Annotated in this window: 14 protein-coding genes and 1 tRNA gene; 5 read left to right on the top strand and 10 right to left on the bottom strand. The window is 59.5% G+C overall.

Features of this window, described 5'->3' with window-relative positions; genetic code table 11:
- Positions 1 to 912: 912 nt before the first annotated feature.
- A tRNA-Leu gene (locus AC1EJZ_RS10320) sits at positions 913 to 986 on the bottom strand.
- A 196-nt stretch (positions 987 to 1,182) separates the two neighbouring features.
- Between AC1EJZ_RS10320 and nhaA the strand changes: the two genes are divergently transcribed.
- Entirely contained in the window at positions 1,183 to 2,604 is a 1,422-nt protein-coding gene (gene nhaA / locus AC1EJZ_RS10315) for a Na+/H+ antiporter NhaA (protein WP_480294831.1), read from the top strand.
- 105 nt (positions 2,605 to 2,709) lie between these two features.
- Here nhaA and AC1EJZ_RS10310 read toward each other — a convergent pair whose 3' ends face one another.
- The 9 genes from AC1EJZ_RS10310 to galT all read right to left on the bottom strand — a co-directional run bounded on the left by AC1EJZ_RS10310 (position 2,710) and on the right by galT (position 14,697).
- Positions 2,710 to 3,708, bottom strand: coding sequence for a Ppx/GppA phosphatase family protein (locus AC1EJZ_RS10310; RefSeq protein WP_285016286.1), 999 nt, complete (start codon positions 3,706 to 3,708; stop codon positions 2,710 to 2,712).
- Between the two features lie 77 nt (positions 3,709 to 3,785).
- Positions 3,786 to 4,325, bottom strand: a complete 540-nt coding sequence (locus AC1EJZ_RS10305) for a DUF501 domain-containing protein (RefSeq protein WP_480294829.1) — start codon at positions 4,323 to 4,325, stop codon at positions 3,786 to 3,788.
- Positions 4,322 to 5,227, bottom strand: a complete 906-nt coding sequence (locus tag AC1EJZ_RS10300; RefSeq protein WP_285016276.1) for an FtsB family cell division protein — start codon at positions 5,225 to 5,227, stop codon at positions 4,322 to 4,324. Before AC1EJZ_RS10300 ends, AC1EJZ_RS10305 begins: the two co-directional genes overlap by 4 nt.
- A gap of 162 nt (positions 5,228 to 5,389) precedes the next feature.
- Complete coding sequence (gene eno, locus AC1EJZ_RS10295) at positions 5,390 to 6,670, bottom strand: phosphopyruvate hydratase (RefSeq protein WP_058237087.1); 1,281 nt, start codon at positions 6,668 to 6,670, stop codon at positions 5,390 to 5,392.
- A gap of 200 nt (positions 6,671 to 6,870) precedes the next feature.
- Complete coding sequence (locus AC1EJZ_RS10290) at positions 6,871 to 7,467, bottom strand: hypothetical protein (protein ID WP_058237088.1); 597 nt, start codon at positions 7,465 to 7,467, stop codon at positions 6,871 to 6,873.
- A gap of 193 nt (positions 7,468 to 7,660) precedes the next feature.
- Positions 7,661 to 11,338: a transcription-repair coupling factor gene (mfd, locus tag AC1EJZ_RS10285; RefSeq protein WP_480294827.1), complete on the bottom strand. Its 3,678-nt coding sequence runs from the start codon at positions 11,336 to 11,338 to the stop codon at positions 7,661 to 7,663.
- Positions 11,339 to 11,432: 94 nt separating this feature from the next.
- Positions 11,433 to 12,044: an aminoacyl-tRNA hydrolase gene (gene pth, locus AC1EJZ_RS10280; RefSeq protein ID WP_070725740.1), complete on the bottom strand. Its 612-nt coding sequence runs from the start codon at positions 12,042 to 12,044 to the stop codon at positions 11,433 to 11,435.
- 141 nt (positions 12,045 to 12,185) lie between these two features.
- Positions 12,186 to 13,487 (bottom strand): galactokinase, encoded by a 1,302-nt coding sequence (gene galK, locus AC1EJZ_RS10275; protein ID WP_413772594.1) that lies wholly within the window; start codon positions 13,485 to 13,487, stop codon positions 12,186 to 12,188.
- A 1-nt stretch (position 13,488) separates the two neighbouring features.
- Entirely contained in the window at positions 13,489 to 14,697 is a 1,209-nt protein-coding gene (galT, locus tag AC1EJZ_RS10270) for a galactose-1-phosphate uridylyltransferase (protein WP_480294825.1), read from the bottom strand.
- Between the two features lie 304 nt (positions 14,698 to 15,001).
- On the opposite strand from galT, the gene AC1EJZ_RS10265 reads away from it, so the two are divergent.
- The 4 genes from AC1EJZ_RS10265 to AC1EJZ_RS10250 all read left to right on the top strand — a co-directional run.
- Positions 15,002 to 15,544 (top strand): 2'-5' RNA ligase family protein, encoded by a 543-nt coding sequence (locus AC1EJZ_RS10265; RefSeq protein ID WP_070725743.1) that lies wholly within the window; start codon positions 15,002 to 15,004, stop codon positions 15,542 to 15,544.
- 127 nt (positions 15,545 to 15,671) lie between these two features.
- Complete coding sequence (locus AC1EJZ_RS10260; RefSeq protein ID WP_193599968.1) at positions 15,672 to 17,396, top strand: YihY/virulence factor BrkB family protein; 1,725 nt, start codon at positions 15,672 to 15,674, stop codon at positions 17,394 to 17,396.
- A gap of 755 nt (positions 17,397 to 18,151) precedes the next feature.
- Complete coding sequence (locus AC1EJZ_RS10255; RefSeq protein ID WP_480294823.1) at positions 18,152 to 18,832, top strand: DUF6318 family protein; 681 nt, start codon at positions 18,152 to 18,154, stop codon at positions 18,830 to 18,832.
- A partial coding sequence (locus AC1EJZ_RS10250) for a hypothetical protein (RefSeq protein ID WP_480294822.1) occupies positions 18,829 to 19,109 on the top strand: 281 nt, incomplete at its 3' end. The genes AC1EJZ_RS10255 and AC1EJZ_RS10250, both read left to right, overlap by 4 nt.

Raw genomic sequence — 19,109 nt, 5'->3', positions numbered from 1 at the left:
CCCTCACGTGCAGGGCTGATATCTCCCTACAGTGTTCTTGCGTAACACGCGCCTGTAACAAGCGCTACGGCGGGATGTGAACCAAGAAAAAAAGGGAAATCCCTTTTACCGTCTCCACCATGCGTGTCTAGTAAAAGACTTTCGTCTTTTAAATCGGCATGACCACCCCGCCCCGCGTCAGGCGACATTCGACAGATCAGTCGAATCTGAAACCCCATCGCCTACACCACAGGCGACACATAGCCACCACCTACCGGCATGTAATCAGGAAATCCTGAATAGCGCATGTGGAGCTTAGCTAGTGGGTCGAACGAAGATATTGGCAGATCCGCCAATAGCAAGCGAATTTAAACTATTTAAATTTCCCGATTCAGGGAAATCTGCCCACGCCTTACAGGTAAGCGCACCGCGCTGGAGCATCGCTATTACCACTTGTGTTAATAACGGATCCGTTAATAGCAAGCAAGGAGAGGTGGGAACCCCGCTATTGGCAAATGTGCCAATAACGCGAGCAGAACAGAGCTAGAGGCGCTTCACGAGTGAGCGCACAACATCGCTATTACCGGATCCGGTAAAAAACCGGGACGCGGGAGAACCGACACGGGACAGTTAGTAACACAGGTGTTACTACTAGAAGTCTCACACACCCCGCCTATTAATCACTCTCACAGGTCTTAAACCCCATTCACCTTTGAGTTGCCACGCTTGCTAAGACAGGGCGGTAGGCAGAAGAAAAGCGGCGGGGGTCAGGTGCCGGGGTGTTGCCGACACGACGAAGTAGAGGCCGCGAGCGCCCACGCGCTATTTAGTACGAGCTTTTTTCGGGGAACGTTCAGGGAACGCGAGAGGGTAGCCGGAAGCACACAAGGCCATTATTCGTTGATATAGCGCCACTTTGCTCAAGCTGATCTGTACCCCCAGTCAGATTCGAACTGACAACACATCGATTTTAAGTCGATTGCCTCTGCCAATTGGGCCATGGGGGCATGCCAACCTCACAAGCCTGGCTCATGGCTCGTGACGGCAGCGTGCCTAGTTTACACGCACTTCCGGCCGTCATCCCACACGAGCCGCGCCCACGCCTCGACAACGCATTACCCACACATTGCCTGTGCCTTATGATCGAAGGTAGCCACATCTCCATCACAGCGGTTCCTCGTCGCGAAGGAAGGTTCGATACGAATGACTCTCGGCTCGTCTGAAGAAACTACCTCCACCGGTGGAGCCACACGCGAAAAGCGCGACATGCCTCGAATCCCGTATCGCAGTGATGGGATTGTGCATCGCTCACGTCATAACTTCCCTGGTGCGCGCCTCCAACAACGCCCACCGATCCTGGTATCAGCTCTGCCGCGCAAACGAGTTTATGCATCCTCGTCGAACGCGAGTGTGGGGCACCGTATTCGCAATGCATTCCAAGCCATTCCGCGATTCCTCGCTGACGAGACGCGAACCGGTTTGCTGCTCATTGTCGTTGCACTCATCGCTCTCTTCCTGGCAAATTCCCCCTGGGAACCGATCTACAGCGCTATTTCGCACTATGAATTTGGCCCTGAATCGCTCGGACTGCATCTGTCAGTGCACGAATGGGCGGCCGACGGGCTACTGACCATCTTCTTCTTCGTTGTCGGCCTGGAGTTGAAGTCAGATTTTGTGACCGGACCGCTGCGTGACATCCGGGAAGCGGCACTGCCCATGTTGGCGGCCGCTTTCGGCATGGTCGGACCTGCCACCATCTATGTGCTGATCCAAACCATCACTGGTTCCGATCACTTCCACGGGTGGGCCGTGCCAACTGCAACTGATATTGCCTTCGCGGTGGCACTCCTGGGGATCTTTGGACGAGGCCTCCCACCTGCCGCGAGAACCTTCCTGCTGACTTTGGCAGTTGTCGACGATCTGCTGGCCATCATCGTCATTGCAGTGTTTTACTCATCTGGCCTGAACTGGCTGGCGCTGGGCGGAGCACTGCTGACGATCGTGGTCTTTGGTTTCCTGGTGCAGCGCCAGATCACCAAGTGGTGGCTGCTCATACCTTTGGCTGTGCTGGCGTGGGCACTCATGCTGAACTCCGGCGTTCACGCGACGATCGCAGGTGTCTGCCTGGGCATGGTTGTGCCTGCCAAACGCATCAGGAACCGCCAGCTCACTCACGAGTTTGATGAGAAGCTCAGTCCGTGGTCAGCGGGCCTGGCTCTTCCCGTTTTCGCATTCTTCGCCGCTGGCGTACCCGTCATGGGTGGCGAGGGTGGCCTGAGCGCAGCGCTAACCGACCCAATCACTATTTCCGTCGCAGTCGCACTGCCGCTGGGCAAGCTGATCGGCATCTGGGGGTCGGTCGCTATTCTGACGCGCTACACCCGCCTGCGCTTGGGCAACGGAGTGGACCTGCCCGACATTGCCGCGATCGGCCTGCTGGCCGGCATCGGATTCACGGTCGCGATGCTGGTAGCCGGGCTTGCGTTCCCGGGCGAAACCGAAGTGTTCCATGCTCGCTTCGGCGTGATTCTCGGTACATTTGCTGCCGCGTTGTTGGGGGCTATTGCCCTGCACCAGCGTACAAGCGTGCGCGCCCGTGGAGCGCACGCGTCAAATCAGCGCTGAACGTCCGAGCACGGCGATCCGACGCTGAGCGATCGCGACACAGACCCAGACTTGGTCAGCACTGCGCGGTTTACGCCGCCGGCGCACTAAACACCTGCTGAGCGTCTACTCCTTCACCTGAGACAAGGCGATCCCGTCCAAAATGTCGTGCTCGGACGTCACCCAGCGATCGATTGTGCCGAGTGGTCGCGTACACGCGACCACTCGCGCACAAATGCGGGACCAGATCAGTGCGCCGCCGGCGATCACGTCTTCGCGTCCTTTCGGCATGAACCCCAGAGCAGCCTTGACCTTGACAGGCTGATCGATCATGAAGCGGATGGCGCGTTCCCCCTCGTCCATCGTGAACACGGCACCGTGGATGCGTTCAGGCATGTAGCGATCCAAGCCCAGCGCCTGCGCGGCAATAGTCGTCACCGTGCCGGCGACGCCCACCAATGTTCCCACTGCGCCAAAATCAATGACCGAGGCAGCACGATCCAGCTGCTCGTCGATCCACCGTGCGGCTTGAGCTTCAGCCTGCGGATCAATCCCCTGCTCAGAGTCACAGTGCGCGAAGAAACGTTCCGTCACTCGCACAGACCCCATGTTGAGCGAGATCGCCTGTTCGACGCCTGTTGAGCCGATGACCAGCTCAGTGGAGCCACCACCAATGTCCACCACCAGTGTCGGACGCCTCGCCTGAGAATCCAACGCGCTCATCGCTCCAGCAAAGGACAAAGCGGCCTCTTCCTCGCCGGGCACCACTTCAGGCTCCACGTTGAGCAGTTCACGCACCCCGTCGACAAAAACATCGCGGTTCTGCGCATCTCGGCTAGCCGAAGTCGCCACAAAACGCACGGAATCCACATTGTGACGCTTAATAAGCTCCGCGTATTCTTGCACCACTTCCAGCGTGCGTTCAATTGCGTCGGGGTCGAGACGCCCTGTCTTATCAACGTTGTAGCCCAGACGAACGATCCGCATCAGGCGCGTGATGTCCCGCATCCGCACAGATCCCGTATCGTCTCGCTCAACGTCTGCGATCAGGAGCCTGATTGAGTTGGTCCCGCAGTCGATGGCTGCCACACGCCGAGGGTGGCGCAGCTGTTCTGGTTCAGTCATAGTCACGGCGCTCATTGTGTCACGTTTGAAGGCGGTGTGGATGTCTCGCTGCAGGCCATCGTATTGTCGCGACTCGTCTAGCACATGCAGCGGTCAGACTGCCACAGATTGCGCTCGGCAAGGATTTCGAGTGCTTTGTCGCCCACCGGGTTGCCTCCGGGGCCTGCGACGAGGGAGTGCGCGACAAGCGCGTGCAGACATTTCACGCGAGTTGGCATGCCACCGGCAGATACGCCGTCGATCTCCGGCACTTCACCCAGCGTCCAACGAAAAGCGATATAGGAGTTGTGAGCATCGCGGTAGTGCCTGGCAGCGTCCTCGTCAATCCTGATCCACTCATTGAGGTCTTCCATCACATGCTCTGCTTCCAGCGTGGAGCATCCACGCACGATCGGTGGGCACGTAAGGTAGAAAGTCGTCGGGAAAGGCGTACCGTCATCCAGGCGCGGGCGAGTCACGACAACGGTGGGCCGTCCGCACACACATCTGGCGCCGATAGAATCCACTCCACGCGGCAAGCGTCCGAGCTGCTCGCGCACCACTTCCAGGTCCTTTTCGGTGGCCGGCGACAGCTCCGGCAACTGCCTTGCGTCAGTGTCGCTGCCGTGGATGTTCATTTCTCGTCTCCTGATTGACTGAAGTTCAGTGGAGTCTGGTCTTTGGCGTCGTGGGTTGCTTCTTCAGGGTTGTCCGCATCGATGACCGATTGGGCAAGAATCTGAATCCACGGCTTATCCGGGCCTCGTTTGTCGTTTTCCTGCGAGGAGGCATCCTCGTATCCTGGCCCTGGGTCCTTGACCGTGTACTGGGTTTCTCCCGGCTGGACATATCCGAGGCGTGAGCGGGCCTGCGATGCCACGTACGTCGGGTCCTTCCATAAGTCGAGCTGTTCGTGAAGCTCGGCGTTGCGTTCCCTGGCCTGTTCGACACGCACCTGCATATCTTTCAGGTCCTGGCTCTGCCTGAACCATTGGTACGCGGAGGGAATGAGTAGGACAGCAAGCAGCGCAGCCATGATGCTGATTGCGAGGAATCGGACCGAAATTGTCAGTCCGCCGAAAGAGATGCTGCGCGACGAAGCGTCACTGCGTGCTGTCTTTGCGCCCCGTCCGCCACTACGTTCCTTCGTCTTCGTCGCCGCGTCCGGTTGACGGTTCCGGCGAAAACGTGATGCGACAGATGCTGAGCGTGAAGAGTCCGAGCCTCCTGTTTTCAGGCGGGGTCCCGCCAAGCCGATGCGGCGCAGGCGATCCGAATGGAAGCGGCCCTTCGGCGAATCCTGACTCGCTTCGGCGCCCAACTCACGCGATGCATCTGCCCTGTCGTTTACTGCGCCGAGAGAGGGCCGAGTAGATATCTGGCTGTCGCTATGTGAATCCGTTTGATCTCCATGGGATCGCCGGATTGGGCGAGAGCGACGCTGCTGGCTGGCTGGCGTCGACGAGGGGCGTGACGCACCAGAAGTGCGTCGACGAGGCGCGTGAGGGCGCCTCGGATCATGATGCGACGAATCAGCCATGTTCTCATCGTGCCTTAAAACACTTCGAGCCGGGCGATCCGCTTGCGGCATGTCACAGTCGTTCTGGTCATATTCCCGTGAAACAGCTGTGCGCCGAGTGGTCGCATGCAAGCGACCACTCGGCGCACATTAAAAAAATAAGCCGTCAGGGCTTCAGTGTTCTCAGGCCTTGAAGCGTGGGAACGACGATGCACCTGCGTACACGGCTGCTTCAGCAAGCTCTTCTTCAATGCGCAGCAGCTGGTTGTACTTGGCGACACGCTCTGAACGTGCCGGAGCACCGGTCTTGATCTGACCGGAGTTGGTGGCAACAGCAAGATCCGCGATCGTCGTATCCTCGGTCTCGCCGGAGCGGTGCGAGGTCATCGTGCGGTATCCGTTGCGGTGTGCTTCCTCAACGGCATCCAGCGTCTCGGTCAGGGAGCCGATCTGGTTGACCTTGACCAGCAATGCGTTAGCCACGTTCATCTCGATGCCCTTGCGCAGGCGATCGGGGTTGGTGACGAATAGGTCGTCGCCCACCAGCTGAACACGGTCACCGATCTGAGCGGTCAGTGACTTCCATGCGTCCCATTCGTCTTCTGACAACGGGTCTTCGATGGAGACCAGCGGGTAGTCAGAGATGAGCTTCTCGTAGTAGGACACCATGTAGTCAGTGGAGCGGCCTTCACCCTCGAACTGGTACATGCCATCAGCGAAGAACTCGGTGGAGGCAACATCCAGTGCCAGTGCCACGTCTGCGCCCGGCTTGTAACCGGCCTTTTCGATGGCTTCCACGATCAGGTCGAGTGCTGCCGAGTTGGACTCAAGGTTGGGGGCGAAGCCGCCCTCGTCCCCCAGGCCGGTGGACAGGCCACGACTCTTGATGACGCCCTTGAGGGTGTGGTAGACCTCTGCACCCCAGCGCAGTGCTTCACGGAAGGTCGGAGCGCCGATTGGGGCAATCATGAATTCCTGAATATCCACGTTGGTGTCTGCGTGAGAGCCGCCGTTGAGGATGTTCATCATCGGGACAGGCAGAACGTGTGCGTTCGGGCCGCCCAGGTAACGGTACAGGGGCAGTCCGGCAGACTCTGCGGCAGCCTTGGCCACTGCGAGCGACACACCCAGGATGGCGTTTGCGCCCAGCTTGCCCTTGTTGTCGGTTCCGTCGAGGTCCAGCATGGCCTCGTCGATGACGCGCTGGTCGGTTGCGTCCTCATCGATCAGCTCAGCGCCGATCACCTCGGTCACTGCATCGACAGCGTCCTGTACGCCCTTGCCCATGTAACGATCCTTGTCGCCATCGCGACGTTCGACCGCCTCGAAGGCACCGGTTGATGCACCGGAGGGAACGGATGCGCGGGAAACGGTGCCGTCCTCCAACAGAACCTCGACCTCTACGGTCGGGTTGCCTCGAGAGTCGAGGATTTCGCGTGCCCCGATTGTCTCAATCCTTGCCACGTCATTCTCCTTCGTGATTGTGTGCGTGGAGCTGTCGCGTCTCACAGTAGTACGCAACGGTTGTAAAACACACCCCTGATGCTCGAAAAACGTGCTCGTGACCTTCACGTGTACGTGTTGACCTGCACTTGAGCGACATTGGTCCCTCATTCGGCGTGAGCCGCGCAGCGTGCATCGAGGTATGTCTCACGTTTTAAATTTTAGTGGGTATGGCCGCTTTGGCTGTCTGTGTCAGTCGATGCATCCCCGTCGCTCTTCGGCGCCTTGACATCTGCGGGTGTCACGATGTCGGCAAGCGTGCTGGCCTGCTTTGTGTTCGCCTGGGCGGTGTAGTACCGCGGGTTAATGTCGATTTTTTCCTTCGTGTAGTACTGTTCCAGTTCCTGCTGGATCGTCTGGAGATCATTGCCGTCGACCTGCAGCTGCTGCAGGACCATCTCTCCTCTGAAGACGTCGAGGACGCTGGCGGGTACATTTTCCGGGGCTTCAAGACCACGAGATGCAGCTACTTGCTTCATGAGGTCAAGAACCTGGTCGTCAGTAAACGTCACGTCTTTGTCGTGTCCCATGCGATTCTGGAAATAGCTGGACGTCAGGAGCCTGAGTGCATCCACGCGACTGACTCGCTGTGCCACAACATCGGGAAGTGCAGTGGCAACTTCCGTGACGGTTTCTTCGCTGATGTTGTGGTCTCCGATTCGCGCCGCCGCGCCTGGGTGAGCTGAACATCCCGTAATGACGAGCGCCAGCCCGGCAAGAGTTGCAACGAAGCCAGCTATTCCCCGTTTTTGTGCCACCGAGATCCTCCTTAGGTCTTGTGCGTGTCTATTCTACGTCACGTTGACCGATGTGCCGCACCAGGGGGTGAGAAGTCCCGCTCCCCTCGCTCATGAACGAGGACGACTCACCCAGGTACTTGCGCCGAGTGGTCGCATGCACGCGACCACTCGGCGTTTCAAGGTGTCGGGCTTCTATGTTCACGGGGAGTGATCACCGGTCTTTAACGCCGGGGGCGCCGCCTTCTGATGAGGCGGCGAAAGGCACGATGATCGTGTCAACGACATTCAGCGTCCACTCGATGAGGGCGCTGTCTGCCAAGGGGTGCCCACCGATGTGGGCGGTCATTGGGATGGGAACCAGGATCTGACGCACCGCAGTCTTAATGACTGCGCCAGGGTGCAGCCGCTTCAGGCGCATCATCTGTGAATCAGCAAGTTCGACGGGTGCGAACTTGATGTACCGTCCCTGAGTGGCGACCTCTTCGACACCGACCTGGCGCAGGCGCTCACGCAGTCGCGCAATGTCGAACAGCAAATCCACCTGAGGAGGAATTGAGCCGTATCGGTCGGCCAGCTCATCGCGCACATCGCTTTCCTGTTCAGGCGTGCTCACGCCTGCAATCCTGGCGTATACCTCGAGCCGCAGGCGCTCGCTCGTCACATATTCGGCAGGAATATGCGCATCCACGGCCAGATCCACTCGCACGTCCACCTGTTCGGCGGGGCGCTCCCCTTTAAATGTTGCCACTGCGTCAGCCACCATACGCACGTACAGATCGAACCCCACGCCCTCGATATGACCTGATTGCGCGCCACCCAGCAGGTTGCCGGCACCGCGGATTTCGAGGTCTTTTTGCGCAACGTGCAGCCCGGCGCCCAGATCCGTGAACTGGGCGATTGTCCGCAACCGTTCATGGGCCGTTTCGGTAAGAGTGCGGTCAGCTGGGTAAAAGAAGTAAGCGTAAGCGCGTTCGCGCCCTCGTCCCACTCGGCCACGCAGCTGGTGCAGCTGTGACAGACCGAACGCGTCAGCCCTGTCCACAATCAGGGTGTTTGCATTGGAAATATCCAGGCCGGTTTCCACGATTGTCGTGCACACCAGCACGTCGAAGTCGTGGTTCCAGAAATCAACGATGACGCGTTCAAGTTCGTGTTCGGACAGTTTGCCGTGAGCGACACGGATGCGCGCTTCGGGTACCAGTTCGCTGAGGTGAGCAGCCACCGTGTTGATGGATTCGACACGGTTATGGACGTAGAACACCTGCCCGTCACGCAGCAGCTCGCGCCGGACTGCAGCGATAACCTGCGCATCCGTGTATGCGCCCACAAATGTCAGAACCGGCTGACGCTCTTCTGGCGGTGTCTGCAGGATCGACATTTCACGGATACCGGAAATCGCCATTTCCAGTGTTCGAGGGATAGGTGTTGCCGACATGGACAGCACGTCCACATCAGTGCGCAGCGCTTTGAGTGTCTCCTTATGCTCGACACCGAAACGCTGCTCCTCGTCAATGACGACTAGACCCAGATCCTTGAAGCGGACCGTGCCCGTCAGCAGGGCGTGTGTGCCGATCACCAGGTCAATACCACCGGACGCAAGTGCCTCCTTGACCTCTTCAGCTTCTTTCGGCGTGGAAAAACGTGACAGTGTCCCAATTGTGACGGGGAAACCGGCATAGCGAGCGCTGAAGGTGTCATAGTGCTGCTGGACCAGCAAGGTGGTGGGAACCAGCACAGCAACCTGCTTGCCGTCCTGGATGGCTTTGAACGCCGCGCGCACAGCGATCTCGGTTTTGCCGTATCCCACGTCTCCTGTCAGGAGCCGGTCCATCGGCATGGACTTTTCCATATCAGCTTTGACTTCATCGATTGTCACGAGCTGATCAGGGGTTTCCACATATGGGAACGCATCTTCAAGTTCGCGCTGCCAAGGGGTGTCAGCGCTGAACGCGTGCCCTTTTGTTGCCTGGCGCGCGGCGTACAGGCGGATCAGCTCAGCGGCGATTTCCTTGACGGCTTTACGAGCTTTGGCTTTGGTCTTCGCCCAGTCAGCCCCACCCATCCGGGTCAGTGTCGGCTGATCCGATCCCGTGTATTTGGAGACCTGATCCAGCGAGTTCGTCGGCACGAACAGACGGTCCCCAGGTTGTCCCCTGCGCGAGGGAGCGTACTCAATGACAAGGTAGTCGCGCGTGACGGCGGACGCTCCCCTGCCCACAGTGCGTGAGACCAGTTCGAGGAAGCGTCCGATCCCGTGCTGTTCGTGAACAACCAGGTCGCCGGCGTGCAGTGTCAGCGGATCGACGCCCTTCCTGCGCCGCGACGGCATCTTCCTCATATCGCGAGTGGCCGCTCCCACGCGACCAGTCAGGTCCTGTTCAGTAAGGACTGCCAGGTGCTGATCGGCCATTACAAACCCGGCGCCGGCTTGCGCGGTCGTCACGTGCACGACACTTTCTTCAGGCGCGCGCGTCAACTCCTCTACCACTCGCGCCGGCACGTGCGCATCGTTCAGTATCGAGGCGATTCGTCGCCCGGGCCCAGGGCCTTGAGTGGTCACCACCATGTTCCACCCGGCGTGTGACAGCTCAGCTAAATCGGCGCACGCTCGATCAAAGTCACCGCGATATGGGCGTACTTCTCGAGCACCGACTGCCATCAGTGTCGGTGAGACCACCACGGCGTGCGCCTCGTGGGCCTGCAAAGCACCCGGCTCGTCGTCCGTATCCACACCTCGGTCATCCTCGACAGCGATCAGCGCATCGGCCAGTTCTGCCGGCGCCAGTGAGGAGACCTCCCACCGCGCGAGTCCGGAAGCCTGCCACACTTCGTCCAGGTCACGGAACGAAGCGTCGCGCGCTTCCAGTGGGACAGTGCCGCCATCGGCCGCTGCGGTCCATGCTGCCTGAAGGAATTCCTCGGTGGTTGACACAAGGTCGGCTGCGCGGGCACGCACCCGCTCCGGCTCATCCATGATGAGCACGCTGCTCTCGGGAGCGATGTCAAGGACGGTGTCCATGCGCTCCACCAAAGCAGGGGCCAGAGACTCCAGGCCTGCGCTGTAGATCCCTTCACTGGCCAGTTCCAGAATCTGCGCCGCGCCCGGCAGGGTGTCAGCAGCATGGCGTGCCTTTTCACGGACCTCGTCGGTTAGCAAGAGTTCTCGACACGCCACCGCCCACAGGCCGTCGGTAGCTGCGCCGAGGGTGCGCTGGTCAGCCATGGAGAACCAGCGAATCTCGTCAACCTCATCGCCCCACAGTTCGACGCGTAAAGGGTGTGCTTCCTGAGGTGGGAAAACGTCGAGGATGCCGCCTCGGACGCTGACCTGTCCGCGTGCCTCCACCATATCCACGCGTTCGTATCCCAGTTGTGTCAGACGGTCAACCATGCTGGGCAGATCCACCATGTCCCCTACTTTGACGCGCACCGGCTCCAGGTCGGCCAGCCCGTGGATGACAGGCTGGAGGAATGCGCGGACCGGCATGACAACAATGGACAGTGGCGCGGTCGCCGGGTCGGTTGGATCCGGGTGTGTCAGCCGGCGCAAGATGGCGATACGTTGGGCCATCGTGTCCACCTGGGGTGACAGTCGCTCATGCGGCAGGGTTTCCCACGAGGGGAACATGCCCACATTCGGCACCCATGCAGACAATGCGTCAGTCAGCCTTTCGGCTTCTCGTCCCGATGCCGTGATGATGATCAGAGGTCCAACGGCGGACGGGTCCGCCTCGTCAATGAGCCTTTCGCGCGATGCGAGGGCGTACATGCCGGGTCGAATGCCTTGCGGGGCGACGATGGTGCCGCTCAGGGACCGTGACAGTGAAGTGGCGAATTGTTGAACTGCCTGGTCGGCTCCGATCAGGTCCATCAAGCCGTTCAATTTCATGACATCTTCCTCATGTTTCACTGGGATAGGTACATGTGGCGAGGGCGCTCAGTGGGCGGGCGGAATCACTGCGATGGCGCAAACACAAAGGATTTTACTGCGGCGAGCTATGCGAATGCAGGCGCTGTTGGGCCTCCGGGAAACCGTTTAGTGCCACGTCTTCAATCACGTCAGCGGCCTTTTCCACTGTCACGTCCCACTCAGTGCGGTCGCGCGCTGAAAGCTGTGCCAAAACGTAGTCTGCTGGGTCCTGCCTGCCCGGAGGCCTGCCGATTCCGACACGCAACCGGTGGTAAGCCCGCGTCCCCAGACACTGACTGAGCGATTTCAGGCCATTGTGGCCGCCTTCTCCCCCATCAAATTTCAGGCGCAGGTCGTGTTCGGGCAGGTCGAGGTCATCGTGAATGACGAGGATACGGTCGGGCGCTATGTGTGCGAAGCGAGCCAACGCACTGATCGAGCGACCCGACGTATTCATGTATGAATCGGATGTGGCCACGAGAACTTGCGGTCCTGGCGCACCCCCTGGTCTGATGCCCAGGCGGATACTCGCCATGTGCGTCCCGCTCTTGTGTGCGGTCAGGGTCGCACTGCATCGTTCCGCCAGAGCATCGATCACCATGTGACCGACATTGTGACGGGTGCGCGAATACTGGGCGCCGGGATTTCCCAGCCCCACAATCAGCCATGGGGTTTCATCACTCATAGATCTGATTGTGCCATTGTGGGAGTTTTCAGCTGCCACGGCTGGTCGAATGTCACATCTGTCGACGATTCGCCACCACAAGGGCCGCCGCGGTGTTTCAGCCACTGATCGAGGTATTGACGACCCCTGTGACGCGCCACGTTACTCAGCGACTTTTCCTGCAGGTTCTTCAGGCGTAGCGATCAGGAACTGCGGCGCTTCGAAGCCGTGCTCAGCAAAGGCATCAGCGACAGCCCGGGCCACGTCTCGCGCAGCAGACTCATCGACGAGGGCGATCGCCGAGCCGCCGAAACCGCCACCTGTCATGCGTGCGCCATGTGCTCCACTGGCTCGCGCCGCATCGACGGCCACATCCAGTTCCGGACAGGTCACCTCATAGTCATCACGCAGCGAGTCATGGGACGCGTCCAAGAGCGCGGCGCAGCGATCCAGCCGCTCCCCGACCAGCGAGCCGGAAGCCAGCTCATCAATGAACGTGCGTGTGCGATCAATCTCCGTCAGAACGTGACGCACGCGAGCGCGCATCACCTCGTCAGGCAGCTGATCCAATGCCGCTTGTTCATCGTCGATGTCGGCCAGCAGATCGACACCGAGGATGCCTGCGGCGTCTTCGCAGGCCTGTCGGCGCTGGGCGTATTCGCCGGTTACATGCGAATGCTCGGCGCGCGTGTCGATCACCAGGAGTGCCAGGCGGTCGTGAGCCAGGTCAAATGGGATCGACCGCACGGACATATCGCGGCAGTCAAGCTCCAGTGCGTGTCCCTTCGTGCAGCGCATCGATGCAGACTGATCCAGCCCACCTGTATTGGCGCCCGCAATGTCGTTTTCAGCGCGCCGTGCGGCATCCACCAAGAGTGCGCGGCCCGCATCATCATCGTCACCACCGAGCAGGTTGAGGTCTTCCATGTCGTTGATCGCCACGGCCATCGCGCATTCCAAAGCGGCAGAAGACGACAGTCCTGCACCCAGAGGCACACAGGAATGCAGCGCCGCATCGAAGCCGCGCAGCGGCCCAAAGCCGGCCTGCTCCAGGGCCCATGCCACGCCCACAAGGTACGCAGCCCAGCCGGATACTTCGCCGTCAGTCCCGCGTCGGTCAACGGTGTCGAGGTCGAACTCGTCGATATGGTCGCGCGTCTGCGGAGACACGAGGCGTACGTGGCGGTCAGATCGCGGTGTGGCAGCGATAAATGCACGGTGTGGCAGCGCGATCGGCAGACAGATGCCACCGTTGTAATCCACGTGCTCACCGATGATGTTGACACGGCCAGGTGCGTGCCACACGCCATCCGCATCTGCGTTGAATGTTTCGCGGAACAGGGTGCGCGCGGCGAGGGCCCCCTCGTCAAATGTCAAGGGGTCGTTGAACGTGAGGTCCTCTGTCTTGGCTGAGCCGCCCTCGTGCATGGAGTCAGCCTGCTCGGGTGTGTGTGGGGTGGTCATATCACCACACCTCCTTGAAACGGTCAGCGATCTTTTCGGGAGACGTGTCGGAAATCCACGCACCCATACCTGATTCCGAACCAGCCAGGTACTTCAGTTTGCCCGGCGCGCGCAGGAATGAGAAGAACTCCAGGTGCAGGCGCAGTTCGTCGCCTTCAGGTCCGATTGGCGCCTGATGCCAGGCCGCGATGTACGGCAGCTCGATGGCCGAACCGTCCGGGTTGACGAAGAAGCGATTACCTGCCTGTAGCAAATGCAGGTAGAGGTCAGCCAGTTCTTCACGTTCTTCCTCGGTCAGATGCGCAATGTCGCGTACGTGGCGACGTGGGACGAGGTGAGCTTCGACGGGCCAGCGCGCGGCTCCGGGTGTGAACAGCACCCAGTGTTCGCTTTGATCGAGGATACGGCGCGCACTGCGCAGCTCGGTGTCCACGATATCGTCGAACAGGTTGCGACCAGTCGCTTCGCGGTGGGCCTGAGCCTGAGTCAGCATTTGGCGGGTGCGGGGCGTCAGATAGGGGTAGGCGTAGATCTGGCCGTGTGGGTGCGAGAGTGTGACGCCAATTTCCTTGCCGTGGTTTTCAAAGCAGAAAACCTGTTTGATGCCGGGCATTGCTGACAGTTCGCGGGTACGGTCCGCCCACGCTTCGATCACGGTGCGCATGCGCTCATGGGAGACGGTGGCCAGTGAGTCTTCAAGGTTCGGGGTGAAGCAAATGACTTCGCATCGTCCCGCGGCTGGTGCCCTGCGGTACAGGTCATCACCGTCGAGACCGTTCACGGGGATCACACCGGCAGCTGCGGCGATTTCCTGCGCCTGTTCTGGGGTTGCCATGAGGGAGGGGAAGCGGTTTTCGAAGACGACGACGTCGTAGTCTGTGTCGGGTATCTCCCCGTCGGAGTATTCGGCGCCCGGTCGTGCCGGCGCCAGTGGGTTCGCGTCTGCTGGCGGAAGGAATGTGCGGTTCATGCGGTGGGTCGCCATCGGGATCCAGTCCCCGGTCAGCGGGTCTTTGCGCATCTGAGGTCCGGTCACGGGATGAACGGTCCCGTCCTCCCCTTCAATCGGTGCGAAACGATCCGGCAAGGGCCGCGGGTCATCGAGGCGACGAGTGCGCTGTCCTGATACATATTCGGGGGAATCGTCGAAATAAAAGAGGTCTCGCCCATCGGCAAGTTTGGTGGCAGTTTTGCGCACCTGAGCACTCATCGCTGTGTGTCCTTCCACGTTGTCAACGAAGTTCTTGAGAGACGTTCATTTCTCGGTGTCCCGTCCGTGTCCCCACAGGCAGGCCACGTCATAAGTTTACGTTGCCATAGAGGTTTGTCACCACCACGGGGACGGCTCGTGACCTAGGTCATGGCATCTACCTGCGTTGCGACCTTCACCTCACAGCCGCACCGCCTTCACCTCACAGCCGCGCCATCCCATGTACTCTTAAAAGGTCAGTCGCGCAGCGGCACCCCGGCCGCTTCGCCACGCAGCTACCTCATTGCAGAAATGGCGGTGATCCATGTTCCTGCCTCCGCGCCTTGACGGCCAGGAATGGATGGGAGCAGTCATCGCCATTCCGGAGCCTTGGGTCAGCGAACTGACAGAGTTGCGTCTCGGGCTGGGTGACGTCAACGGCTCTCGTGTCCCCGCCCACATCACCGTCATGCCGCCGATTGCCGTGCCGGTGGAAGATCGCACCCGAATCATTCGCCACCTCCGCTCCGTCGCGCAACGCCGCCAGCCGTTCCGCATCACCATTAAAGGTACTGACACGTTCCGCCCTCTGTCCCAGGTGGCGTTCCTGACTGTGACGCAAGGCATGGATGAGTGCCGCAGCCTTGCAGACGATGTGCGCACCGGCCCACTTGACTACACCCTTCGATTCCCCTACCACCCTCACGTCACACTGGCTCAGGATGTTGATGACCCAGCCATTGACCTGGCTCTCGACGTCGCCGCAGATTTCGAGGCCTCTTGGATGGTTCCAGGATTTCGCCTGGACCGCGTGGACCCCACTGGCATGTATTCCTCGCTCGCCCTTTTCGATTTCGAAACGAAGTAGGAACGCGGATGCGGCAGCCTCCCTCGTCAATTTTCGTGATCGACGAGGGGAGACGGCCGTCCCCTGTTGAGCAAATTCTGCCTATGCATAGCGAGCGCGCGCCGCGTCAACACCGTAGATTATGAATATGACGGCAAGCACGAACGATACTCAACACGATTTGTCGGCTACCAACGTGGGATCCACCGTTGCGCCGCCGAGCCCGCGCTCAGTACCCGGAACGTTCACGGGCACCGTGCGCGAATCGGATCTGACCTATCGTGATGAGCCATCTCCGAATGCTCCCGGTTATCATTCAGCCGAACTGGCCGGCACATATTCCGACGAAACCAAGCGCGCCTCGCATCTGCGCGGCCCGGGATTGCGCGAGACCCTCGCTACTCCGGGTCTGGTCGACAAGATCAAGGCACTGATTCAGTGGTGGAACCGGACGCGCCTGGCGCGAGCATTGGCGCGATACAGTAAGCGTTCCGGTGGCTTGATGTCAGGCGGTATGGCGCTGACAACGCTCCTGTCGCTGTCCGCAGCACTGGTCGTCGGCTGGACCATCTTCATGGCGGTGCTGGGCAATAACGCGGAGCTCAAAGAGGCTGTCATCAACGGTGTCAACAATGCGATGCCGGGCGTCATAGATGACGGCACGAACGGCGGACTGGTCAACCCCGACAGTCTGCAGGTCTCCACCGCAATGTCAATCACGTCGATCGTTGCCTTCGTCGGCTTGGTGTGGTCCGCTCTGTCGGTTGTGGGGTCGCTGGGCATGGCGATTCGTTCGATGTTTGGGCTGGTGAGTGCCCCGGTTCCCATCTACAAGTCGATGCCGCGTAACCTGGTCGGCGCTCTCTGCCTGGGCGTGGGAGTGCTGGTGAGCGCCGTTTCCTCCGTAGCTCTGCGAGTGTTTGGCGATTGGATTTTCTCGACTCTGGGAATCGACGCCGGTTTCGGTAAAATTGCATTGAACATTGCGAGCCTGCTGGTCGGTTTTGCGGTTGATTTCGGCGTGTTCATTGTTCTGATTCGAATCGTGGCGCTCGTTCATCCACCTCGACGCGACCTCATGTGGGGTGCCGCATTGGCTGCCCTCGCCGCCGGGGTGCTGCGCTTCTTGGGAACGTCCGCTGTTGGCGCCGTGTCGGGCGCAGTGTTGACCACTGCGACGACGCTGGTCACGCTCATTTTGTGGATTAACCTGCAGATGCGTGTCATTTTGCAGATCAGTGCGTGGGTTGCGAATCCGCCTGCAATCCCGCCGACCGATAAGTCCTCTCTGATTCACTTCAATGAGACGCCGAACTATGTCACGCTGGGTGTCCCTCGTACTTTGGAGTGGCCACACCACGCTGTGACCGGAGAGGTCGAACCGACCCCCGATCCCCCCAAGCTTTCCGATGCTCCGCTGGCCATTGACGCCTCATACCACCCCTCATTCAGCGAGGGCGAATTGGCGGCTCTAGCCAGCATGTCGCCGGAAGAAATTTCTGAACACCGTAAGGAGAAGCAGGCTCGTATGAACTTCCATCAGGCAATGAAACGTGGAGAGAATCTGGCTGACGAACGTGAAGCTCGCGGTGAAAAAACTCCGTGGAACGTCGAGGACGCCAAGCGCGAAAAAGAGGAGAAGCGTCGTCAGGCCGATGCGCGCGAACAAGTTGACGCACTGAAAGATGACGCCACTAAGCGTCACGAAGATGAGAATCGGCGTGATGCTTTGGCTCTGGGCGAACGGCTGCTCCAGGAGCGCGAGGCTGCCGGCACTGCTCCTGACAATGCTGAGAGCACGTCAAGCAAGGATTCCGCTCAGAACACCGACATGTCAGGTACGTCCGAGGTTATCGACCGCGCCGACAAGTAGCAGTAGTTTCAAGCCCCGCGCGGGGATGTCCACTCTCCTCGTGCCTTGTGTCGTCGTGGGTGAGGACTGGCCCTCGTGTCACCGTGCGTGGAGGGTAGGTGTCCTCCCCCTCTTGTAACGTCTTTCGCGAAGGCATGAGTGCCTCGCTTTTTGTCTCGAGTGCGAGGTGAGAGATGCGCCTTTCCTCTTTTCGTCCCCGAGGTTCGATTTGGCGTGGCGGTAGGTTCGTTGTGAGGCTGTGGGTGCTACGCGCCGTTGGGTGGGTGGGCTTGTGACCTGCAGGAATGGTTGGCCAGTGGGGTCAGTGCGGGTCCTTTGGGCTGTGGGTGTGTGTCGAGTTCGAACCTGGGGGAACATGCCCGGGGCCTCGTGTGATCGTCGCTCGCGTGATTGTCGAGGGGAGACAAGGCCCGCGGCTTGCGGGGTGAGTGAACCTTGTGTCTCATTGCGGGGCCTGAGGGGTCTTCCGCGCGGGGTGCAAGCGTGGGTGGTTCTTTCCCACATTTTGGGAATTCTTCTTCCCGCATGCTTGTCCTCTTCTCTCCTCCCCGTCTGTCGATCTGAAGAGGGTTCTGCTGCTAACCGCTTACATGGGCGAGGCGTTTGCACTGGTCACGAGTTACCTCACGGGAGGTAGAGCCGTGATGAATCCAGTGAGAGGCTTCCAGATCGACAGGTGGGTGCAGAAAGAGTTTGATCCACAATTATGAATTGGGGCTGTACGGGCAGCAGTGCTGTTCCGTAGTGTGGTGCACATGACACGACGATCACGATGCGCCGCGAGCACTAGGCTGCTGGTTCCAGTATTGGCTGGCTTGCTCACTCTGGCTGCATGCAGCCAGGCACAAGACGGGCAAAGCAACAACATTGAAGCCTCTGCCAATCAAAGCGGGTCAGGCGATGCAGCCCACAGCATACCCATGTCCGGTGAGTACCCGATTTTACCCAACGGGAAGCTGGGCAGGCCCGTGGACTGGGTGGAACCACACGAACCACAACTACCCAGCGCTGCCACCAACATGGACGCGTTCGGGGCACGCTACTTCGCCGAGTACTACCTCAACCTCCTCGCATACTCCATCAACACCGGCAACACCACCACCCTCAAAAAAGTCAGCAGCCCAGAATGCACCCTATGTAACAGTTTTATCGAAAACATATCTTCTCTCTATGAAATGGATGAATGGGCTGAGGGAATCAAATACGCCATCCAGTCAACGAGCGACCCTATTTCTCACCCGGAGAATCAAAACCTCTATTTCCTTACCGCAGATGTCATGACTGCCGCGTACGTCGAGTATCGAAACGACGAAATCACTGAATTCGATGAGAATCCGCTCACCATGGAATTTGAGATCAAGATAGAGGGATCGTCGTTCGTGATGAATAGCTTCCATGCTAAATCAAAGGAAGAAGTAGAGGATTCCCGACCATGAAAAGGAGATTCACCTCCGCGCTCTTTAGCGTGGCCTTCGTTCTTAGCCCAGTATCTTCTCCCGAATCCGATTCTCCGCCAGATTTCGAAACGCTCGTGACAAGTGAATCGTACGGAGAAATTAGTTATCGTTTTTCAGTTGAAGAAACGTCACTTGTGCCAGGAATCGACTATCCCGCAATGGATGACGGAGCGCCTGCCGGTGTGGTTGAGGTTGTTGAGGGGCCGGTTGGTGGGTTTCGTGTACCGGGCTGGCAGGTGCGCTGCAAGATCGGCAC

It is taken from the genome of Pauljensenia sp. C0170B5 (assembly GCF_056590195.1).
The sequence above is the reverse complement of the archived record's forward strand: the minus strand, read 5'-3'. Positions and strand labels throughout refer to the sequence as shown.